At 32.1% G+C, this 25,537-nt stretch carries 7 protein-coding genes; 1 reads left to right on the forward strand and 6 read right to left on the reverse strand.

Annotated features, from left to right (window positions below; genetic code table 11):
• Nucleotides 1-239 precede the first annotated feature (239 nt).
• Nucleotides 240-1,268 (forward strand): PTS transporter subunit IIC, encoded by a 1,029-nt coding sequence (locus tag H9632_RS08185; protein WP_191703623.1) that lies wholly within the window; start codon nt 240-242, stop codon nt 1,266-1,268.
• A 514-nt stretch (nt 1,269-1,782) separates the two neighbouring features.
• On the opposite strand, the gene H9632_RS08190 is transcribed toward H9632_RS08185, so the two are convergent.
• Genes H9632_RS08190 through H9632_RS08215 form a run of 6 tightly spaced genes read right to left on the reverse strand, consistent with a single transcriptional unit; the run spans nt 1,783 to nt 25,532 of the window.
• Nucleotides 1,783-2,499 (reverse strand): thioesterase II family protein, encoded by a 717-nt coding sequence (locus tag H9632_RS08190; protein ID WP_191703624.1) that lies wholly within the window; start codon nt 2,497-2,499, stop codon nt 1,783-1,785.
• Between the two features lie 23 nt (nt 2,500-2,522).
• Nucleotides 2,523-5,420: a non-ribosomal peptide synthetase gene (locus tag H9632_RS08195; RefSeq protein WP_191703625.1), complete on the reverse strand. Its 2,898-nt coding sequence runs from the start codon at nt 5,418-5,420 to the stop codon at nt 2,523-2,525.
• Between the two features lie 2 nt (nt 5,421-5,422).
• Entirely contained in the window at nt 5,423-13,084 is a 7,662-nt protein-coding gene (locus tag H9632_RS08200) for a non-ribosomal peptide synthetase (protein ID WP_191703626.1), read from the reverse strand.
• A gap of 1 nt (nt 13,085) precedes the next feature.
• Nucleotides 13,086-17,792 (reverse strand): non-ribosomal peptide synthetase, encoded by a 4,707-nt coding sequence (locus tag H9632_RS08205; RefSeq protein ID WP_191703627.1) that lies wholly within the window; start codon nt 17,790-17,792, stop codon nt 13,086-13,088.
• A gap of 16 nt (nt 17,793-17,808) precedes the next feature.
• Complete coding sequence (locus tag H9632_RS08210; RefSeq protein WP_191703628.1) at nt 17,809-18,060, reverse strand: phosphopantetheine-binding protein; 252 nt, start codon at nt 18,058-18,060, stop codon at nt 17,809-17,811.
• 2 nt (nt 18,061-18,062) lie between these two features.
• Nucleotides 18,063-25,532 (reverse strand): non-ribosomal peptide synthetase, encoded by a 7,470-nt coding sequence (locus H9632_RS08215; protein WP_191703629.1) that lies wholly within the window; start codon nt 25,530-25,532, stop codon nt 18,063-18,065.
• Between the last annotated feature and the right edge of the window lie 5 nt (nt 25,533-25,537).

The following is a 25,537-nucleotide window of genomic DNA, read 5'->3' on the forward strand; positions in this document are numbered from 1 at the left end:
TCCCAAGATGTCATTAGATCTTTGCTTTACTTCATCATTATTATACCAGAATAATATTGACTACTTTTTTAAATTATATTAATATTATAACAATTTACTAGAGGAAAGGATTTAAACAAAGTAGTTAATCAAGCAAACAGAGCTTATTTCTATTCGTAAGTAACGTATCCATTCATGGGTTTGTTATTTTCGGAAAATTCATAATATAATTAATGTTATATTTTAGGAGGTATTTGAAAATGAAACAAACGACAAAACAATACATTATTGATAGGATGTATAAAGGGTCTCAAGGACTTGCAAACGCTGTTCTTGTCACACTAGGTATTGGCCTACTGATTGAAACGTTCGGAACTTTTACTGGTTGGGAAGGCTTTACAACTATCGGTAAGGCAGCACAACTTATGCTTGCGCCTGCAATTGGTGCTGGTATAGCTTATCAACTAGGTGGAAATACATTAGTTATTTTCAGTGCGATGGCATCTAGTACGATCGGTGCAAATGCCCTTCATATGAATCAGGATGGAGCCTGGATTCTTACTACAGGGCAACCGATAAGTGCCGTATTAGCTACCATTATTGCTGTTTGGGTAGGAAAACGTATTGCTGGTAAAACGAAGTTAGATATGCTCGCTATTCCATTTTCAGCTATATTGATCGGTGGTGTCGCAGGTGTAGGATTAGCAGCAGTTACTACCCCACTTTTGGAGCAGTTAAGTAGATTTATCGCAAACTCTGTTTCAGGATCTCCTGTGATAGGGTCCATAGTTATCGCACTAGTCTGGAGTATTTTCCTTATGTCTCCGGCCTCTTCTGCAGCGATTGCCATTGCCTTACAACTTGACCCAGTTTCGAGTGCCGCTGCACTGATTGGATGTACGGCTCAGTTTGCCGGATTTACGGCGATGTCTTTTAAACAAAACGATTTTGGTGCCAATATTGCCCAATCATTTTTAACACCAAAAGTACAGTTGCCAAATCTCGTTAAAAACCCACTTCTTGTTATAGGGCCATTTCTATCTTCCGTCATTTGTGCGCCAATCGCGATATTTATGTTTAACTTTGAAGTTCCTTATACATTAGCTGGACTTGGTCTAAACTCATTTATTGCACCTTTAAATATTCTTGCAAACCAAGGTGTGATGGTTCTAATAATGTATATTGTACTAGGCATCATTTTACCAGTGGTCATTTCTCTTACTGTTTATCATTTACTAAAAGCTAGAGGACTAGCTAAGACAGGTGATTTACGTTTGGAAATTCAATAATCTTTAAATTTTTGACACGGATCTTTATCATCTTTTTGTGTCTGACAATCTTTTCTTTTTTCTACATTTTAAAATTAAAAGAGTATTAATCCTTCTTGAGACGATACCGTCGTTAATTTTAAGATTAATTAAAATCTTATTAAATCAACGTTCCCCATACTGATTTAACTGAGCTAAACTAGCTTAATTTGGTCAATTCTATCGATAAGATGGGTGGCCAACATCCAATAAGCCCGCAAACGTTGTTATATCAACGTTTACGGGCTTTTCTTTTTTAAATCACACCTGAGTTTTTGGATTTGTCCGCATTTGTTCGCAAGATTTTTTCAATTATTTAGTGTTACCTTGGATAGCTTTGTGAAAAATGTCTGCAATGTGATTTTAGGGTTGGCGTGATTTAATTGCTTGAAATTTTAACGATGTCTACACCTTGTGAACTAAGGATGGATGCATGTGTGTGCCCTATATCATGAAAACCAATATTAGGTACTTTTAGCTGCGCATCTAAAAAAGGTTATATTTGGGTTAATTGTGTGGACACATCGCATGCAATTACTGATTGGATAATGTCTAAAAGCTCATTTTTATTATTAAGAAGATAAAAATGATTTCCATTAAACGTATGGAAGCTATTAATCTGATTAATATAGCTTTTCCAACTTTCCATTGACTCTCTTGTAACGGAATCATTTAAACCTCTAAAAAGAGTAGCATTCGTCCTTAATTTTAAATCGTTATTCCCCTGATATTCTTCCAATAATTTTAAATCAGCACGGATAATTGGGAAGAAAACCTCAGTCACTTCTTCTAATTCGAGAAGATTTTTTGATACACCTCCCATTTGAAGCAACATTTCCTTTAGTTGAATTTCAGTAAGTTGACTTTGTTCTAATCGATATTCTGGTGAGGATTTGCTAGAAATAAACAAGTGATCAGTAACTATTTGATAACGTTCTTCCAAATGTTTTGATACTTCGTAGGCAACAGTGGCCCCCATACTGTGTCCAAAAAAAGAAAATGAGTGAGTAGATAATAGTTGATATTTATATATAAGCTCTTCTATAAGATAATCTATTAGTTGATCCATACTTTCACAAAAAGGCACACAGTACTTACTTCCATGTCCTGGATATTCTATTGGTACGATTTTAATCTTATCGTTTATAATCCAATTTTTAAAAAACGAAGCACTTCCCCCAGCATGAGGAAAACAGAATAAAACATGAGTCAATTATTTCACCGCTTTCTGAATTATCAAGATTTAATAGCTGATTTATTTAGGATTAATGATAAAAACAGCTCAATATATTGATAATCAATTTCAGGCATTTTTAGTGATATTTCTTCCATTTTTAACAAAGTAAGATCCTGTTTAATCTTTGTATCTTTTAATTGAGTTGATTCATCAATTAGTTGAGATAGTGCACTAAGTGAATGAATTTCATCTTTTTGAGTTTTAATTTTTAAAGTTTTTAACCATTCTTCAAATGACATATTAGTATAAGTTAAATTATTATTTTCCAAAAATTCAATAATAAAATTACTGGAAACTTTATTATCATTATAAATATGGTAAATTTCTCCTTGGCCTATTTTATTTTCTTTATGATGAATCGATAATTTGTAAATAAAATCACTCACAAAGTCTACAGGCATTAATTCAAAAAATATTTCCTCTTCAAAAGGTAAAATTCTTTGTTCTATAAATGTTTCAAAAACTTTATATAGCATATCATGATCATTCCAAATTCCATTAGATGCATTGGAAGAAATTCTACCTAAACGGAAAATATCGACTGTTAAACCAACATCTTTAGCTTGTAAAAGCATTTTTTCAGCTGCCCACTTTGATTGGCTATACCCAATAATTAAGTCATCTGTATATTCTAATTCTGTTTTCTCATCCCAAGTTTTTTCGCCAGTTAGGACAGACAGTGTTGAAGCATAATAAATATGCTTTTGTTTACTGGAAGACGCAAAACTAATAATTTCTTTTATTCCATGGAGATTAGCTTTTTTAGATTTAGAATAAGGTTCAAAGAAATTTGTCTCTGCTCCAATATGATAAATTGTTGAAATATCTTCACTTAACTTTTTATATGAATAAATATCTAACCCAAAATTCTCTTTACTTAAGTCGCCTTCAATTGTTATAATACGACTTTTAAATTCATCTTTCCAAAGTTGATATTTTTTCAATACGGTTTCTATACGACCTTTTGAAGGGAAGCGTACTAGACAATGAACTTTTTCATCTTGACTTTCAGATAGTAATTTATATAAAAGATGCGCGCCCAAAAAGCCTGTTGCCCCAGTTAATAAAATATTGCCATCATATATTCGTTGTTGCTTAATTTCTTTAATTTGCTTGATAAGCTGATTGGAGAGCTGAGCGTCATTTTCCAATACCGTTTGCATGACAAGGTCATTTTGACTTTCCATAGCATCTACAAAAGAGTTCACCGTACTATTCTCTAAGAATATTTGAAGCGATGCTTCTGGATAAAACCTTTCTTTTAATACATAAACTAATTTTGTTGCGAGTATAGAATGACCACCACATTCAAAAAAATTATCATCCATACTAAATTTTTCATTTCCTAAAATTTTTTGCCAAACAGATAGTATTTCTTTTTTCTGTTCATTTTCTTCAGATGCTTCGGATAAAGAATTATGTGATACATCGATTTTCAGTAACTCTTTTTTGTCTACTTTTCCATTCTGATTTAGTGGAAACTTTTCAATCTTTACAAAAAAGTGCGGAATCATAAAATGTGGAAGTTCATTTTTTAAATAAGTTCTTAGCTCTTCTTCAATATTTTCAGGATGAGTGTAATATACAACAATGTACTTTTCATTGTTGATTGTTTTAACTGTAACTACAGCCTGTTTAATTTGAGAATATTGATCTAATTTTTCTTGTATTTCATGTAATTCTATTCTAAAACCTCGAATTTTTACTTGGTTATCCTTTCTTCCTTTATAAAGAATAGCATTATTCTTTAAACGGATACCATAGTCGCCCGTTTTATAATACAGATTCCCATTTTCACTATTAACAACGAGCACTTCACTTGTTAAGGTAGGTTGATTTAGATATCCTCTCATTACACCTGAACCAGCAATATTAATTTCACCGACTTCACCAACGGATGCTTCATCTCCATTTTCCGTAATAATCTTCACTTCTACATTATCTAATGGAAATCCAATTGGAATGATTTCTTGATTTTTCTCAACGACTTCATAACAAAGTGAAAAGGTAGTACATTCAGTTGGACCGTAAGCGTGTATTAATGTAATGTCTTCATTATGTTCCTTGAAAATGTTCACATGATAATAAGAAATCGTTTCTCCTCCGATAATCATTTTCTGTAGTCCAGAGAAAATGGATGGGTCCTGATCAACGATGGCATTAAAGAGCCCTGTCGTAAAGAAAGCAATATCGACGCGCCCCTCCTTAATAGCTAATTTCCAATCATCAAACGATGTATATTCATTGGCCAGTATATATAAGCAAGCGCCATTTAATAATGATCCCCAAATTTCATAGGTTGCTGCATCAAAACATAGATTTGAGAATTGTGCAACGATATTATCATTGTTTATTTTAATCATTTTAGATGCAAGTGCTATATTTACAACACTTGAATGCTCAATCAAGACTCCTTTTGGGTTACCAGTTGAACCAGAAGTATATATAGCGTACGCTAAACTGCTCGGTGAAATATTTGCAAATCTTATTGGATTATCTTCCTTAACATCATCTATTGAAAATGCGATAGGAGAAATAGGCAAATAAGGAAAAACGCTTTTGTCTGATGAAAAATTTAAGTAATAATTCATTTCAGTATCGTTCACCATGAATTGAAGCCTTTTTTCTGGATAGTTTTGATCCATCGGTACATAGCTACATCCAGCTTTTAAAATAGCCAAAATTCCGACAACAAATTCGATAGATTTTTTATTTGGAATACCAATCATTTCTTCTTGTTTAACACCTAGTGCCAAGATTCTATTAGCCAATTGATTCGATAAAGAATCTAGTTCTTGATATGTCATTTTCCTTTCTTTTTCACAAAGGGCTACTTTTGTTGGATATTGCTCTGTTATTGTTTGAAAACCTTCTACTATTGTCATTAATTTCGTCATTATTACACCTCTACTTTAAAATTTTCTATTATAGTTTTTAAAGAATCGTTATCATCTTGTACAATACTTTGAGTAACTTGACATATTGCTTTTTGGTATTGTAAAATTTCAGTTTCTGACATGAAATGGTCTTTATATATAAATTTACAGTGTAACTTAGAATCAAATAGAGCAGCGGAGAATGTTAAGTCAAAGTTTGTTGATTCAATTCCTATTGAATTTTCAATGACGATTTCTTTGTCATTCGCCATTTCTCTTGAAGGATAATTTTCATATACATAAATTTGATTAAACAATTCCTGATTCCAAGGGACTTTTGCAAAGCGTTTAATATCTGCTAATGTAGAATACTCATATTCTCTTAACTCTAGTTGCTTTGTTTGGATCATTTGCAACAGTTCGGATAAATTCATTTCTTCATCTATTTCGATTAAAAACGGCAAAGTATTAATAAACAGCCCTACAACCGAATCGATATTTGGTATGCTTACATTCCTTCCAGAGCTTGTTACACCATAACAGATATACTTATTTCCCGTTAAAGCAGTCTGTGCTAAGCTCCAGATTGCTTGTACTACCGAATTCATTGTATTTCTATATTTTTTGGATAAGTCGATTAGTTGTTTAGTTAATTCTTCAGATAAAGAAAATTCCAATATATTATCCACTGCAGCGTGTCGTTCGACTTGTTGATTTTTAGAAGGAATAATTAATTGGTTAATATGTTGTAGTTGCTGAGACCAAAATTCAGATTCATTATTAGGTTTATTTGTTAATAAATGCTGCATAATTTCATGGTAGGCAACTCTTTCTTTTTCATCGTTGTCATTAGTCATAGGATTATGATAATTATTCATAAATTGATGCATCACAATTTGAAGGCTCCAGCCATCGAGAATAACATGATGATGCGTCCAAATAAATTGATATTGGCATTCAGATAGTTTGACAAGCATAATATTCATTATTGGACCATTTTCTAAATCTATTGAGTTTTCTCTAGCATTATTCGCCAAGTGCTTTAAATTAATCTCTTGTTCAAGTTTATTAGAAGCGCTTAAATCAATTTGATTAAATTGATAATAAACGTCATTTAGAACAATTTGAAATTGGTCTCCCCATATATTTCGTTTAAAAACAGATCTTAAAACGCCATATTTTTGGCAGACTTTATTCCAAGCAATTTCAAGCTTTTCAACATCTAAGTTACCTTTCAGATCAAAAACAAGTTGTGAAATATACTCTGTTCCTTTATTTTTCTCACTATGGAATAACATACCTTCTTGCAGTAGTGTAACAGGATATATTTCTTCGATATTATGATATTTATTTAAGAAATAGGTTACCGTTTCTTCATCTACTAATGCCGCTTCATTAAAATCCTCAACCCGAATAGATTTTTCTAATATACTATCATCTATAAATAAATTTTCTAAATTCGTATTGATTGCCTCGGCAACCTTTTGAATTTTGCTATTTTTAGCATCTGCAATAAGCATCATGTTCAACTCTCCGTTGATTATGCTTACTGTAAAATTCAATTTGTAAGGAAACACATATTGTGGGTCAATATTATTACTAGACGTCTGCATTGAATCGTTTTGTACATTAAATTGGCCTAAATTGTTATAACTAATATAACTTTTTATAATTGGCATAGATTGTTCAGATAAATATTTTAGAACCGAATAGTCGAACCCTTTATTTGGAACGGAACGAAGTCTTTGCTTAGTGTTTCGTAACACATTATCCATTGTTTCACTGCCATTTAAACGTACTGGATACATAGTTGTAAACCAACCTACAGTTCTCATAATATCCACATTATCCATTATGTCCTCACGCCCGTGTCCTTCAAGATCAATCCAAAGTTCTGAGACATCCCATTGTTTTGAGATAACATGTGCAATGATTGACAATAAAACTTCATCTACAGTTGTTTTATACTTTTTTGTAATATTCTTTATAAGATGTTCCGTACAAGTTTGATTGTATTTAAATTGATAGATGTCTGTTCCTTGAGTTATCTCGCTTAACTTTTGTGAGTATGTCGGGACAGGTTGTTTCAATTCTTTTTCCCAATAGTGCATGATTTCATTTGATATTTCCTTTTCAGCATATTGCTTTAATAATTCTCCCCATTTTTGATAGGAAGTTGTTTTTGTAGGGAAAGATAGTGGTTCATTTTGTAGTATTTGTTGTTTACCTTTTTCAAAATCCTCAAGAAGAATTCGCCATGAAACACCATCAACAAGTAAGTGGTGAATCACCCAGAAAATTCTAACTTGCTTTCCACTTCTAAATACAACAAATTTCATTAACGGACCTGTATAAATATTTAAACTTTGTTGTGCCTTTGCTTCTACTTTATCGATATGTTGCATAGTTTGTTCATTAGTAAAGTCCATGACCACGTGCTCTTCAAATGTACAAGCTGGATGCGTTGTTTGAACTTCACCAACAATATTATTTTTTATTTGTTTAAATACTGTTTTTAAACCATCATGATGGTCTACAAGTTGATTGATTAACATTTGGTATTGTGCTAAAGAAAATAAAGGTTCCTCTATTAATACAATTGACTGATTCCAATAATTAATATTGTGATGGTTTTCTTTGAAAAACCACTGTTGAATTGGTGTTAAAGAAACTTCCCCTTCCACTGTATTTTGTTCAGTAATGGTTGGGCTCAAATGTTTTACAATTTTAGCAAGCTCGCGAACAGTTTGATATTCGAATAAATCCTTTGGTGTAAAATAAATATTTTGTTCTTTCGCAGCTGAACATACTTGAATACTAATGATTGAATCTCCACCGAAATCGAAAAAGTTATCATCCGGTCCAATAGAAGAATCATTTAAACAATTACGCCAGATTGTTAATACAGCTAATTCAATTTGTGATAAAGGTTCTTCAGTGTGCTCTTTATTTTTGTTAGCTTCCATCTTTTCGAAATGCTCTAATAATATTTTTTTATCCACTTTTCCGTTTGTATTTAAAGGAAACTCATCTACTTCTACCAAATAAGATGGAACCATAAAATGAGGTAGTAATTCTTTTATTTTAGATCTTAGTTCTAGAGCTGATATTTTTTGATCCAATTTATAAAAAGCTATTATTTGTTTATGCCCTGATTGATTTTCGATAACACTTACAAAACAGCCTTGAACCTCATTTAACTTCCTAATAGCTCCTTCCACTTCAGAAAGCTCTACTCGATAACCTCTAATTTTAAATTGATCATCTTTACGACCAACATATATTAGTTCACCTCTATGATTAAATTTAACCATGTCACCGGTTTTATAAATTTTTTGAGCTACATTGTAAGGGTTTATAATAAATTTTTCTGCTGTTAAAGCAGGCATATTTAAGTATCCCCTAGCAATTCCTATGCCACCTACATGTAATTCTCCAGCCACTCCTATTGGTACTAACTTATTATTCTCATCCAAAATAAGTACTGAAGTATTGGTAATTGGTTTTCCTATAGGTACAGCAGATTCTTCTAGTAATTCTTCACCTTTTTCAAATGATTTATAGCTTGTACATACTGTATACTCAGAAGGACCATATCCATTAAAAAAGACAACGTCCCGATATTTAGATATAAGTTCTACTGGACACTCAGAACCCGCAGATCCAACTACCTCTAAACTTTTCAGTTCTTGGATAGGTAATTCTTTTAAAACAACTGGTGGTAGGATAATATGTGTTATATTTTCTTCTTTAATTTGAGCAATTAACTTTTCAAGGTCAAAATGGTTATCTTTATCCGTACTAATATGCAGTGCTGCTCCAAATAATAGGCTGCTAAAAATTTCAATTACAGATGAATCAAAATTAAATGTTGCAAATTGGAGTACTCTCGATAAAGAATTAAGTCGCATCATTTTTTTCTGATTAGCAACAAGATTAATTAACCCTCGATGTTCAAGTAATACGCCTTTTGGCATCCCAGTTGTTCCTGATGTATAAATCACATATGCTAAATTATTTGGTTCAGATCTATATAAATTTGAATCATCCATCGTTAAAGGCCAATCACTTGTACAAATTAAATTCAAATCTTGAATCCATTCATCTTCTTTAAGTTCAATTTGAGTTAAACAATAAGTAAGGGATGCATCTTGTGCAATGTAAACTAACCGATTGGTAGGGTAATTCGGATCAAGAGGAACATAGGCTCCTCCAGCCTTTATCACGGCTAGCATACTAATGACCATATCTATAGAGCGATTCATATAAATACCTACTTTTTCTTCACTCTGAAGCCCTTGGTTAATTAAATAGCGTGCAAGCTGATTACTTTTTTTGTTTAATTCTGAGAAGGTTATAAATTGTTCTTTATCTACAACAGCTTTGTTTCCTGGATACTGTTCGGCAATTTTATAGAATGCCTCAGCGATAGTGTCGTTCTCCCCTTCAAAATTTTCCGATTTCCCTTGCCATTCTTTTAGAAGTTTTTCTTGTTGTTGACTATTCAATATCGGAACCGAACATAGCTCTTGTTGTGGATTTGCAATATTTTTTCTTACCCAGTCGATAAAGTTTTCTGCTAAATGGCGTACGGTCTTTTCCTGAAATACACTCGTATTATATTCAAATGCTAAAAGCAATTCTTGTTCATGTTCTTCAGTTACTAAACTTAAATCAAACTTAGCGATATTTGATAGTAAAATTTCTGGCTTTACTTTCATAAACTGATTTGAAAACAAGGCTTGTTCATTATTTTGTAGCACAAATACCGTTTCAAATAGAGACGACCCCTTACTATTACGTTCAGGATTAATGGCATCCACAATTTTCTCAAGTGGCATTTGCTGTCGATCATAAATGTCAATGACATGTTTCGTATTTTTTTTCAAAATCTCTGTAAACGTTTCTTGTTTGTTAAGAGTTAAACGGAAAGGAAGTGTATTAATAAAATATCCAATCATTTGCTCTGTACCAGGAATCATTCGATTGGCTAATGAACTTCCTACAATAATGTCATGCTGCCCAGTATAATTCGCAAGAAAGCTTTGATACATTGTTAACAAAGAAATAAACAAGGTAGAATGATGATCCATAGCTACTGCTTTTAAACGTTCTAAGTTTTCTTTGTCAAGCTTGACAATAAAACTTCTTCCACCATTATTTTTAGTTTGCGGTGTCAATGTATCATATGGTAAGTTCAATTTCGGTAAATCCCCTGACAAATGATCTTTCCAAAATTGAATGTCTTTTTCATACGATTCTTCTAACCATTTTTGTTGCTTATATACAAAATCTTTATACTGTGGAACTTTCTCAGGTTTGAAAGACCTTTTCCCCATCATTTCATCTTCATAAAACGAAAGCCATTCATTAAAGAATATTTCTGTAGACCATCCATCAAAAATAAGGTGATGAATGTTTAAAAACAAAATATATTGAGTTTCACTGATGATTGCTAGTTTTACAGTAAGTAACGGGCCACTTTCCAAATCAAATGTTTCTGCCCTCATTTCATTTTCAATCTGTTGAAGCATACTTTTTTGTTCGTCATCTGAAAGATTGACAAGATCAACGGTCTTTATTGTATGGAGTAAGTTAGGCTGAATAGATTGATAGCCTACTCCTTTTTCTTCTTTAATTACACATTTCAAAATTTCATGCCGTTCACTTACTTTATTTAATGCACTTTCCAACTTTTCAATATTTAACTGACCATGTATATTATATTTTTGTGGAATATTATAGTCAGTAGATTTACCCGTAAGTTTTTCGTTAAACCATAATGATTCCTGATTACTAGATAATCGATATCGTTGTACTTCTTCCGATTCTATATATGGCATCTGTTGCTCTACCTTTAAGCTTTCAACATATCTACTTAATAATTCAATAGTTCGATGTTGATAAATCGCCTTTAATTCTATTTTGCCTGAAAATTCCTTATTCAATTTCCCTAATAATTTCATCGCTAATATTGAGTGACCACCTAACTCGAAAAAATCAGCGTCATACTTAATATATTCGAGCCCCAATACATCTTTATAAGCTTTTTCTATAATACTGTTTACGTGTGATAAAGAAATATCAGCCTTAGGAAATAAAAGTTCGTTCAACACTTGTAAATTTTTTGACTCAAATAAGTCCTTTAATGTTAATTCTTTCTCTAGTTTTTTATTAACTGTTGCGACAAATTTCATTGCAGTAATAGAGTGACCACCTAGTTCAAAAAAATTATCACTGCCCTGTGGCTCCCGCCCAGGGAAAAAATCTTTCCAAATCTCTTTTAAGGGCGAATGAAGTGAACGACTATTCCAGCTTATTTCTTTCAATTCGGCAATGTTTTTTTCGCTTTCTTGTGTAGGAAGAGTTAAATTATTTACGTTCACGTCAAGCTCATTAATGGAATGAATAGAAGGAATTTGAATAGCAATATTTGTAAACATGTTTTGAACAGATACAGCAAGAGACTTATGAATAAAATGTGGATCATAAACTAATTTACATCTTAATTCGCCCTCTATTTCCTGTACTTGTAGAGATATTGGGTAACTATGAGATTCAGTACCATTTGTCACATGCCATTCAATAGGTGAATGATTTTTTCCTTTTGCTTCCGGAAAATTCTCAAAAACGAATAATGTTTCAAACAACTTTTCATCACTTTGTAATTGCGTCTTTTTCTTTAACTCAACCAAAGGACAATGAGCGTAATCTAAAATCTCATTGAATGTGCTTTGGGTATTTTTTAAAGTATCGGATAGTGTATCGCCTTCTTTAAATTGAACTACCATAGGTATCGTATTGATAAGAAGTCCCACAATTTTTTCAGAATTAATTAGCTGGGGGGTTCTTCCCGAGCTGATTATGCCAAAAACGGATTGGTCTTTACCTGACCAAACTTTTAATAGCAATGCCCACGCTAATTGCAAAACATTATTTAACGTCGTTTGATGTTTTACTGCTAGCGATCTTAGTTCTTTGCTTTCATTATGGGAAAACTCCCAATAGAGAACACAATTGTCTTGACTCAGATTTGATTGTTTTTTATTAAATGAGAGTGTAGGCTGCTCTACATCTTTTAGTAATTTACTCCAAACTTTATTCATTTCTTCATCATTTGTTTTACGAATATAACGAATATAATCGCCAAACTGACATGTTGGTTTTTGCCACGAAAGCTCTACCCCCATTTTTATCGCATTATAACCTTCAAATATTTCATTAAGTACATTACTAGAGCTCCAACCATCTAATAAAATGTGATGATGTGTCCAAACAAAGTAATGTTCATCTTCCCTCATTTTAAATACTTGGACGTTCATAAGCTTTTCATTATGAATGCCGATATTCATGCTTTCTCTTTTCTTTTGATCTTTTACGTCATGCTGTTTTACTAAAGGTACACGAGTAAGATCAATGTAGGGTAATTCATAATCGATTTCTTTAAAGACAACCTGAACATTATTTTCTACACCTTTACAGAAAATCTTCGTCCGTAATGCATCATGTCGCTCAACGACTTTTTCCCAAACTTCCGATAGTACATCTATATCTAATAATCCATTTATTTTTACTTCAACTTGAGATATATACAAATTTTCTTGAGAAGAGTTCATTTGAATTTCATAAAGAACTCCTTCTTGTAGAGGGGTTAACGAGTAAATATTTTGCACTGATTTATTCAATTTATCTCTCTCCATTCTCATAACTTGCATTAATAATTAGCATTAAATCATCTTCTGTGATTTCTGCATCTGGAAAATCACTTTCAATATAGAGTGGACCTAAAGACTTGCTATTTATGACATACTCGATGATGTCATTTATAGAATGAAGTAATTGGAAACTTTTATCTTTTGGTAATTTAGAAACAATACGAACAGTCAATTGTTCATTATGAATAAATGTGAGGAAATGAATTTTTGGTTCTTGCTCTACTTCAACGAAATCTTGACTGTTAGAAGAAAGGGCAATATTGTCGATTTTACCTAAATAATTAAAGGTCATGAAGACATCTGGTGTAGTTATTTTTTCATCGCTCATATATCGCAATATGCCGTAGTCAAACCCTTTATTTGGCACTTCACGAATAGCTCTTTTACTATTTAACAACGTTTCGTTAAATTTAGTACTTGAACAAATAAATAGTGGATATATGCTCGTAAACCAACCAACTGTTCTTGTTACATCAATAAATTCATTTACGATTTCTCTACCGTGACCTTCGACATTAATCCATAAACGATCAATATTGAATACTTCATTTACACTTTGTTTAATAAGGGCCAATAGTATTTCTTCAACAGTAGATTTAGAATCATCCATTAATATCCTTAAAAATTGGTTCGTCAATTCTTTGGAGAACGATTTCTCTACTAACGTCTCACTATCTTCTGTTAAATGGGTTTTTAAAAGCGCTTCATTTCCCTTACTTTCAATTGCATTTTTCCAGTAATAAATAATGTCTTTTTCAATTTTTTTACTATAATTATTCAAGAAAATAGACCAGTCTTTATAACTTGAGGTTTGTGTTGGTAAAGCGATGGTGTGATTTTCAGTCATATGATCAAAAAGTGTGTGAAAATCTTCTAAAAGAATATGCCAGGATACCGTATCTATTAATAAATGATGAATCACCCAGAAAAAACGATATAGATTTGTTTTTTCTTTTATAATGACTAACTTCATAATTGGACCATCTAAAATATTTAAAGTCGTTTGAGCTTGTTCTTCAAGTCTATCAATTTCACGTTGTCGTACTGACTCTTCAAGATTATCGAGTTCTTTATACGTGACAGACCATGTTACATTTTGAGAGTCAATATTACCTACATATGTTAATGAATGTTTTTTAAAGAGCGTCATTAATCCGGAGTGATGCTGAACGAGCTTGGCTACTATATTTCTAATGGTCTCTATGTCGCCACATTTTTCTTTATAAAACACAATCGATTGGTTCCAATGATGAAGATGTGTATGATGATTTTCAAAAAACCAACTTTGAATTGGCGTAATAGCCACTTCGCCTCTCGTTTCAACAGGTCCTACCCTAACAACATTTTCAGTGTTTGCATGAGAGGCTAATTCTGCAATTGTTTGGTGTTCAAATATAGTTCTTGGCGTAATAAGTAACCCCATATTTCTTGCAAGAGAACATATTTGTATACTTTGAATAGAGTCACCACCCAATTCAAAAAAATTATCCGTGATGCCAATTTTAGTTGTCCCAATTACCTTTTGAAAAACAGTAAGAAGGATTTTTTCATTTTCTGTTCTGGGCTTCTCTATGTTCTTATCATCCCCTACAGTTGGTAAAGGCAGCTTTGAGGTATCAATTTTCCCATTTGCATTTAAAGGAAATTCATCAACCTGCATTAAATAAGAAGGTATCATATAACTTGGCAACTTTTCTCTTAATGTTTGATTGAGTAAACGTATATCCATTGGTTTTTCAGCTGTAAAATAAGCTACTAATTTCTTTACTAATGGTGTTACTTCATGAATTTTCAAATGTACACCTGTCATATACTGACAGCTTTCAATATGCTGCGCTACTTCACTTAACTCAATTCTAAAGCCTCTAATTTTAACTTGTTGATCTTGGCGCCCTAAAAACAACAAATCTCCATCGTCCGTAAATTTTACAAGGTCACCACTTTTGTATAGCATTTCACCTTCTAGAAATGGATTGGCCACAAATTTTTCAGCCGTCAGCTCTTCCATATTGCAATAACCAGTTGCAATACCCAATCCTCCTATGTAAAGCTCCCCTATTCCACCAATCGGTAATGGCTTTAAGTGATCATTTAATACATAGATATTCGTATTTAGTATTGGTCTTCCAATTGGCACTGGTTGCTGTTTTTCTTTTTCATACTGTAGAGTAGGAGGGAACATTTTAAATGTTGTCCATACTGAATACTCCGTAGGTCCATAAGCATTATAGAAATAAATATTACGATATTTTTCTACAAGTTCAGCCGAGCATTCCGAACCTGCTGAACCAACAAATTTGATGTTTGAGGATGACAAATCTAATTCCTGTAAAACAGCAGGTGGAAGCACAATATGTGTAATTTCTTGTTCACGTATTTGTCTTTCAAGGGTAAACATGTCGAACATTTCTTGTTTATTATTTCCAATGTGCAACTCTGCCCCATTTAAAAGGCTTCCGAATATTTCATATACTGATGCATCAAAGTTAAAAGTAGCAAATTGCAATACTTTCGATGTATCATTTATCTGTAAATATAATCGCTGACTCAAAACTAAATTTACAATTCCTTGGTGATTTAACATAACTCCTTTTGGTTTTCCAGTTGTCCCCGACGTATAAATAACGTACGCTGTTTGAGTTGGTTTAATTTTTTCAAGTGTTATAGCAGTATAATGGTTATCAAGTTGATCTAGATTGATTGTATGGGCAAAATCTGATTCCACTGCACTTAAATATTTTGACGTAGTAATACACATCGATAATGCTGATTTTTCTATAATATAAGATAGTCGTTCCCGTGGGAGTAATGGATCAAGTGGAACATACGCACAGCCGGCTTTCATAATACCCAACATACTAGCCACCATGTCGATGGATCGATCTATATGCAACCCAACTTTATCCACACTATCTGATTTAAGACCACGACCACGAATAGCATAGGCTATTAAATCACTTCTTTTCTCCAATTCCAAATATGTGATAGTTTTCTCCTCATCACGAACAGCAATATTATTTCCGTATTTTTTCACCATCTTTTGGAACAAAGAAATTATTGATTCATCTGATGGAATATGCATCTTTTCTCCGTGAAAACTATTTAAAACTTGATCTTTTTGATAGTTATCTAAATAGTCAAGCTCGTTGATAGCATTATTCGGATATAAACATATTTGGAATAACCACTCTGTAAAACTATGCATTAATCGTTCAATTGTCTTTTCTTTAAATAGCTCGTTCGAATATTCAAACTCTAAAATAAGATTGTCCTCAGTTTTCTTTACTTTTAAAGTTAGCTCATAATTAGAAAACGGTATATCTACCTTCTCGCTTTCCAGCGTAAAGAAAGAATTCATATACTTATCATTAAAATGATCTTCCATAGCCAATACAGTTTGGAATAACGGGGAAGAGCTTAGCTCCCGATTCGGGTTAATCATTTCAACAATTTTATCAAACGGATAATATTGGTTGTCTAATACATCTAATATAGTCTTACGATTCTTTATTAGAATATTTGCAAAAGAGTCCTCTTCACTAACTGATAATTTATAGGGAAGTGTATTTACAAAACAACCAATTGTATTTGCAAAAGCCTCCTCTGTTCTATTTGCTGCTGTACTTCCAATAACAACATCACTTTTTCCTGTGTAACGAGTTAAAAATACTTGATACGCTGTCATCATATAAATAAATAAAGTAGTTTTACTATTTTTTAATGCTTTGTTTATTAATTTTTGTAATGATTTAGGTAAAATTGTCTCTAACCTGCTGCCTGCAAATGTTGGGTAATTCGTTCTCCGAAAATCAAGAGGAAGAGCTAAAATCTCTTCTTCCTGATTTAAAAAACCTTTCCAAAAACTTTCTTGATAAGTATCGTTGGTTTCCATTAGCTCTTTTTGCCAATACGCAAAATCAACATATTGCATAGGGAAAGCAGAATCATCAGTTGGTATATCAAGTTGGTCACATTCATAACTTTTTAAGAGTTCTTTAAAGAACAAATCAAAAGATACGCCATCAAAGATAATATGATGAAAATTACAAATTAAAACAAATACACACTCTTCAATTTGGTATAATGCAACATTAAATAATGGACCATTGACTAATGAAAAATGCCTATCAACTTCATGCTGTAAACGATTTTCAATGTACTGCTCCGCTTCATACCTATTTAAATAACGTAAATCTTCATATATAAAAGGTACTTCAAAAACATCTTTAACCACTTGATGAACATATGGTTCTTCAACAAAGACGGTTCTCAAAATAGAATGCTTCTGTACCATTCCGGTCAAAGCATTTTTTAATACTTCCTGATCAACTTTACCTTTTACATTAAATTTAAATGGCATATTATATAGTTGCTGATTTCCTAGACGATGCGCTAAATACATTCGATCTTGATTATGCGATAGTACTTCTGTACTTTTGTTTGTCTTAATTGGTTTAACATTATTGTCATTATTCAAACTTTTCAATAAATCTAAGAAATCGGCTAAACCGACCAAATCTTTTTGCGCATAAATAGTTTCGATTGATAGTGGAACAGAAAATTCTTGGTGAATAAAACTAATTAACTTGTCTAATTCATCCTTTGTCATTAAGTCAAAACTCTTTAAGACTGGAAACTGTAATAGCTTCTCCTCTGTCATACTAATAGCACCTGTCATTTTCTAATCACTCCAATCAGCTACTTTGATTCATTAACTTTAATTGACTAATTAATATTGATAACTCGTGTATTGTTGGCTTTTCGAAAATTACTTTTACAGGTAGTTTAATCCCCATATTATTCTTTATCATTTGAATAAATTGCATTGCTAACAAAGAATTTCCACCTGATTCAAAAAAATTATGATTAATATTGATATCTTCTTTCCCTAAAATATTTCTTAAATATTCCAATAATTCACTGTCGATTACTGTCGTTGTTCTCATTTTTATCCCTCATTTATCGTTTTTTCATAAATCCCTGCTAAAACTGTTTCCATCGTGTTTTCATAAACTGAAATAATAGATTTCCTTAATTCTTCATCTACTAATGCATCGTTAAATTTAATCTCTATTGAACTTCCAGGTATTACAGTTACTACAATTGGATAATGGGAAATTTCTTTGCTTTCTTGTAGTGTTACTTGCAAATGATCCATACTAGGTAAAGACATTGGATAGTTTTCAAATGCATATAGAGAATCAAAAAGTGGATGGGCGATCCCCGTTACTTCTTGAATAACTGATAATGGTGAATTACTATACTCCATTAGTTCAAAAGTCGATTGTTGAATTTTTTTCATGCTTTCGTGAGGTGATTCATCCTCCAAAGAATAGACAAATGGGACTGTATTGATAAAAGGCCCTACCATCTTCTCGATTTTTGGTATTGACACTCCTCTACCAGATGTCACGATCCCGCAACTTACATAATCCGACTGTTTCACTTTTTTTAATGTCATTAACCAAATAGTTAAGAAGAATGTATTGAGCGTCAATTTATGTTCTATACAAATTTGGTTTATGTCTTGCTTTCGACTCTCTTCCAACGTCATAGTAAAGATTGTTTCACTATATGTTTCACTTGAATTGCTGAAAAATGGTGTCGAAATGAGTTGTGCATTTTTTAAATAATCATTCCAAAACGCTTTGATCTTAGGCTGTTTTATATAATGTTTCATATATTCGACATAAGATTTAAACGGAGTTGGTGCTTCAGTTAATGCATTTTGACCATCATAATATAAGGAAATATCTTGAATGACCGTTGAATAACTCCATCCATCCATCAGAATATGATGGAATGTCCAAATTAGTTTATAGGCTTCTTTACTTTTCACAATGAGGAAACGATTAAGCTCATTATTTTCTATATTGATTTGTTGATATTCATAGGCTTTCAAGCGTTTTAGTTGTTCTTGGGAATTAACTTCCTTTAGGTCTTCAACGTTAATTGGCGTAAGAATATATCGCATAATATTTTGATGAAATAAACCATTTTTATCAGAAATAAAGAAAGTTCTTAATATTTCATGTTTTTCAACGGTTTTTAAAATAGCTTGTTTCATCTTATCAACATCTAAATCTCCCTGAATATTAAAAGTAAGTTGCACTTTATATTGATCACTATCTTCATCAACTAAACTATGATATAACATTCCTTTTTGTACTTCTGTTAATTCATAGGTATCTACGATTGTGCCAAGACCTTCTGCTTCACCATTTGTTACGTATACAATCTCATCAAATAATTGATAGAGTCGCTTTGTAAAATATGATTCAAACTCCTTACCTGTAAATTGGGTATTAAAGTGAACAGTGATTTTTTGTTTATTGTTTACTGTTATCAATTCTATATTTATCTCATGATCTGTATAAATGTTTTGCGGTATATCATTTTGACTAAAGAAGGTAATCTCAGATTGCTCATCATTGGAAGAATAGTATTTCCCCAGATTATTAAAGCTAATGACTGGTATATTTCCCCTCAATGCCTCCATGCCTTCTAAATCCTTTAATAGCCCATATTCTAGTCCTTTGTTAGGAATGTCTTTAGTTTGTTTTTTAGTGAAACTAATAGTATTTTCTAAAGAAGATTCATTTCTTAAATATATTGGATACATAGATGTAAACCAACCAATTGTTCTGGACAAATCCACATCACTAAACAATTCTTCTCGGCCGTGACCTTCAAGATTAAAGTGAATATCCTTTTTCCCAAAAAACTCACCTATTATTTTTGTGAAGATGGAGATATATAATTCATCTGTTGTTATCTGTCTTCTAGTTAATTCTTTAGTTATGTTTTGAGTAATCTCACTAGTAAGAGTAATTTCAAATGCGGATTCATCATATTTATTACTGTTATTAGATTTCTTTAATTTGTCCTTATAAGATTTACTACAAACATCTAGCCAAAAGTTTTGAATATCTTTATCGATACAATTTTGGTAAGTTGCTAATTTTTCTGCCCATGTTTTAAAGGATGATGTTTTATTGCCCAAGCGCAATGGGCTATCTTTGATACTTTGACTATATAACTTTTCAAAGTCTTCAATTAAGATTCTCCAAGAGACACCATCTACGTTTAAATGATGTATAATCCAAATGATTTTATGAACATGTTCATTTATTTTGATACAAAGAATTTGAGAAAGAGGACCATTGTATATATTGAGTGATTGCTGCGCCTCTAGCTCAAGTCGATCAATCTCCACCTGTTGCTTATCTACATTCTCATGAGACAAATCGATATATTTAGCATCCCAAAGTTTTCTTACTTGTTTCGTTGGTTGAATAATTGCCCTTCTATGTTCCATATCATAGATTGTTCTTAAAGCATCATGATGTTCAACTAGTCGATTCACCAATTGCTCTAAACGCTGCTTATTCAACAATGGATATCCTGTCATCACAATAGATTGGTTCCAGTGATGATATTGTTCTATATCTTGTTGGAAGAACCATTTCTGAATAGGAGTTAAAGGCATTTCTCCAGTAACTTCTGCTTGTGTATGATGAGTTTCCTTCGTCACTTTTGCTACTTTCGAAATTCTTTGAATTGTTTGTTTTTCAAAGATGTCTCTAGATGTAATGAAAAGACCATATGTTTTTGCCTTGGAACAAATTTGTATACTTAAAATTGAATCCCCACCACATTCAAAATAATTATCAAGTATGGTGATATTCTCGTTCTTCAAAACACTCTTCCAAATCATAAGGAGCGTTTGCTCAATGTCATTTGTCTCAACTGTTTGAGTTTCCTTTTGGATATGGTTCATTGGATTAGGCATTTTTTTCAGCTCAATTTTTCCATTTTGAGTAAGTGGAAAATAATCCATGTGAATAAAGTAGGATGGAATCATATACGCTGGGAGACGACTCTCTAAAAATTCCTCTAAATCTGATTGTTTAATTGCTTGATCAGATAAATAATAAGCAGTGATAAATTTCCGCTCATTTGATTCATCATTTACTGCTATTACACAATCCTTAATACCGTCGTATTGTTTTAATACAGCATTGATTTCTCCTAACTCTACTCTATATCCTCTAATCTTCACTTGGTCATCTTGTCTACCAGAGAAGATAAGTTCATTGTTTTCGTTATATTTCACCAAATCTCCCGTTTTATATAATTTCCGCTCCGCATCAAATGGATGAGGAATAAAGTTTTCTGAGTTTTTGTGAGTTTGCCCTATATATCCACGTGCTAGGCCTTTTCCACCAATAAATAGTTCACCTATTTGCCCCTTCGGCACAAGCTTATAATTAGAATTAAGAACTAAAGCTTCTACATTCGTAATGGGCATTCCAATGGGAATAATTCGTTCTTCTATGTTTTCAATCTTATAAACTGTTGATACAACTGTTCCTTCTGTCGGACCATAATTATTAAATAAATCAAATGATAGTTTTTCTGGCAGTTTCTTTAACTGATCTCCACCTGTTAAGATAGCTCTAATCGATGATGGGAACATCATTTCATTAATAAATAATTGTTCCAAAAGCCCAGTTGAAAAGAATGCCATTGTCACCTGTTCTTCTTCCAACTTCTCTGCAAGTAAGTCAACGTCTAACAAAGTAAAGTAATCAACGACGACTATCTTATTACCATTTGTAATGTAAGGGAATAGCTCCCACACTGATGCATCAAATGAGATACTTGATACAAGCAATGCTGCATCACTATCTTTCACTTGATAGTAGTCAATATGCCAATCACATAAATTAGATAAACTTGCGTGTTCAATCATGACCCCTTTAGGATTTCCTGTAGTTCCAGAGGTATAAATAATATAAGCCAATTGATTTTCTGTAATCTTTTCACATTCAAATTGTACAGAAATAAAACTATTCTTTTGCACAATATCATTGACTATTATAAGGTTATCTTGCTTGGCAGGGTACTTCGACAATGAAGCCGTATCAATCAAACAAAATGAGAGCGATGCATCTTCGACCATATATTCTAAACGTGATGTTGGTTGAGTAGGGTCAATAGGTACATAAACAGCTCCGAGCTTCATAATACTTAGTACAGATGCAATCATTTCAATAGAACGATCCATAAACACACCTATTTTTTGCTGAGAACGGACACCTTTCTCCCTTAAAAATTGGGCAATCTGATTAGATTTACTATCCAATTCGCTATAAGTAATTTTGTTTTCATTATGCACAGCGGCAATTTTAGTTGGCATCTTTTTAACAGATTTTTTAAATTTCGTTATAACATCTTCAAAAACTTTATTAAATTCCTCATCCCCTTGATGAGTGCTAATCTTTAGTAATTCTTCTTGTTGACTAGGTTCAATATAATCTAGGTCAAGTAGTTTTTGCGTGCTTTCACTAAAGATTTGATTTAACCAGTATATAAAGTTATGTGCCATTCGTTGCATCTTTTCTTCTTTAAAGAGGGATTTATTATACTCAAATGCTATCGCCAATTTTCCATCCCACACTTCTGCCTGGACAACTAAATCAAATTTTGCCTTAGAGGTATTAACTCTTTTTGGTTTTAATTTAATCGAATTATAATTTGTATGAACCTGATCATTGTTTTGAAGTACAAAAACTGAATCAAAGAATATGGCAGAATCCATTATACGATCCAGTTTTACTTGTTTTAAGATTTGTTCTGTAGGGACATGTTGATGAGCTAATACGTCTGAAACTGCTTTAATATTTCTATTCACGAAGGATATAAAGGATTCGTTTTTTTCTACAGCCGCTTTAAAAGGCAGTGTATTCACAAAATAGCCTATTGTTTTTTCGATATTTGGATGATTCCTTTTTGCTACTGGACTACCAATTACAATTTTTTCTTCATCGTAATATACTGACAAAAACGTCTGAAAAGCGCTTAATAAACTAATAAATAATGTTGAATTTGTTTGTTTATTAAATTGTTTTATTTTTTCAAAAAGCTCATCTGTTAGCGTAATATGAATTACTTGAGAGTCCAATGGAAGGTCATTAACTTTTGGATAATCATATTGTAGAAGTGGTTTAAACTCGGTTTCTATTTCATTTTGCCAAAATAAAAGATCCTTTTTCTCAATAAAATACTCAGACTTTCTTTGCCAAATAGCATAATCACTATATTGCACAACCTGAATATCAGTTTCTTTATTTTTGTCGGAAATCAATGTTTCATATAAAGAGAACCAGGCATTTATTAATAGTGGCAGGGACCATCCATCAAAAATAATATGATGAATATTTCCAATTAAAAGATATTTATTTTCAGTCAATTTTTGTAAATGGATTTTGAGAAGTGCATCTTTTTCAAGATTAAATACACGATTACATTCTTTTTCAATTAAATGTTCCATTTCCTTTTGTTGTTCTAAAGCACCCAACTTTGTAAGATCAGTGTAATGGATAGAATGGTAAATGGCGTCATGATATGTTAAATAACCCTTCCCATCTTTTTCTTGAATAATAGAATTCAAAACTTTTTGTTGCTTAGCTAATTGATTGAAAGCAACTTCAAGTTTATCTAATTGAAGATTACCTATAATCTCGTATGAAAAAATTAAATTATATAGTGATTTATCACTACATGTTTGATCAATAAACCATAAGTTTTCTTGCTCAAATGATAAAGGTGAAATATTTTGCTGATGTAATTTAATCGGTTCTAAAGTAGAAACATTATTTTTTTTAGGAGCTTCTAAACCTTGGATTACTTTAGACAAACGGCAAATTGAATCGTTCATTAGAATAGTTGCTGGAGATAGTTCAACTTGAAATTGCTGGCTAATACGCAAAATCAATCTCATTATCGATAATGAGTTCATTCCATTCTCAAGAAGCGATTCCTCATCATTTATCAAGCCATTACCTAATACTTCTTCAATTATGTCTTGTAATGATGTCACAATTAATGGAACATTTACATTTTTTTGTGGCTTTAGGTTCTGTATACTTGGTAATCTACTTTTATCTAATTTCCCATTCTCTGTCATAGGTATTGCTTCAACAGATACAAAGTAACTTGGCATCATGTAACTAGGTAATTTATCAATTACTGCCTTTTTTAATCTATCTACTTCTGTTTTTTCTTTTTCAACATAGTACAGAATGATATGAATATCATCATTAAATATTTTATCTGCAACTGCCACAACATTTTTTATTGTATCTACTTCATTAAAAGCACTTTCAATCTCTCCTAATTCTATTCTAAATCCACGTACTTGAACTTGATGGTCATTACGAGAAATATATTGAAATTCTCTATTTGGAAGAACTTTTACAATGTCTCCTGTTTTATAATATCTCACCCCTGAAATATGAATAAACCTCTGATCGTTCATTACATTATTCTTGTAATAGCCTAGTGATAGGCCTTTCCCACTAATGTACAGTTCACCTTCCTCCCCTACTTTAGCAGAGGAACCATTCTCTTTGATCACCATACTGTCTAGATGAGGAAGCACTTGACCAATGTTCGTTATACCTGTTTCAACATCTTTATAACTGATTTCTTTAAAAGTTACGTGAATTGTTGTTTCAGTAATACCATACATATTTATTAGTTTTGGAAGATCTTCATCAACCTCTTCAAACCATGATTGTAATTTTCTAAAGTTTAGTGCTTCTCCGCCAAAAATAATATAGCGCAATTGAAGTTCATTTTGGCGTTTTATGAGTTCTTCTTTCACTTCAAAAAATGCACTTGGCGTACAATTAAAGACGGTCGTCTTAGTCTGTACCATTAATTCCACTAAGGCCAGAGGATTCCGACTTTCTTCAAATTTTACAACAGTGACTTGTCCTCCATATAACCAAGCTCCCCAGATTTCCCACACTGAAAAGTCAAATGCGTGAGAATGGAAAAATGTCCATTTATCTTGATGTGAGAACTCAAATAAGTCATGGCAGCCATCAAATAAACTAATTACATTGCCATGTGTCACACATACACCTTTTGGTTCCCCTGTAGAACCGGAAGTAAAAATAATATATGCTGGATCATCTGATTGAACATTTTCTAGAATCTCAGGTTTTGTTTCCTTTGAATTTTCCATCACATCGAATATGTTTAAATACATGCATGGTAATGATGTCACAACCTCATCATCACTACTTTTATCCCCCAACAATAGAACTATATTCGATTTAAGAATAATGTGAGTTGTTCTTTCTTTGGGACTATTGGGGTCGATAGGTACATAAGGAACCCCCATTTTAATCAAAGCTAAAATATAAAATAAAGTAAACTCGGATTTTTCAGTATAGATACCGACATGTTGCCCCTTTTTTACACCATATTGCGTTAAATATGAAGCGATATTGTTCGAAATATCATGCATATCTTGATATGTAAAAACTTTTAATCCACTTCGAACAGCTACTCTATCTTTATATTTTAAAAAAGATTGTTCAAATAAATTACCTAAAGAATTCATATCAA

The sequence above is a fragment of the Solibacillus merdavium genome, from assembly GCF_014836935.1.
Lineage (GTDB): Bacteria > Bacillota > Bacilli > Bacillales_A > Planococcaceae > Solibacillus > Solibacillus ferritrahens.

Coding starts and splice junctions, on each gene's coding strand:
- H9632_RS08185 (WP_191703623.1), top strand. CDS start 240: ATGAAACAAACGACAAAACAATACATTATTGATAGGATGTATAAAGGG.
- H9632_RS08195 (WP_191703625.1), bottom strand. CDS start 5,420: ATGACGAAATTAATGACAATAGTAGAAGGTTTTCAAACAATAACAGAG.
- H9632_RS08205 (WP_191703627.1), bottom strand. CDS start 17,792: ATGACAGGTGCTATTAGTATGACAGAGGAGAAGCTATTACAGTTTCCA.
- H9632_RS08210 (WP_191703628.1), bottom strand. CDS start 18,060: ATGAGAACAACGACAGTAATCGACAGTGAATTATTGGAATATTTAAGA.
- H9632_RS08215 (WP_191703629.1), bottom strand. CDS start 25,532: ATGAATTCTTTAGGTAATTTATTTGAACAATCTTTTTTAAAATATAAA.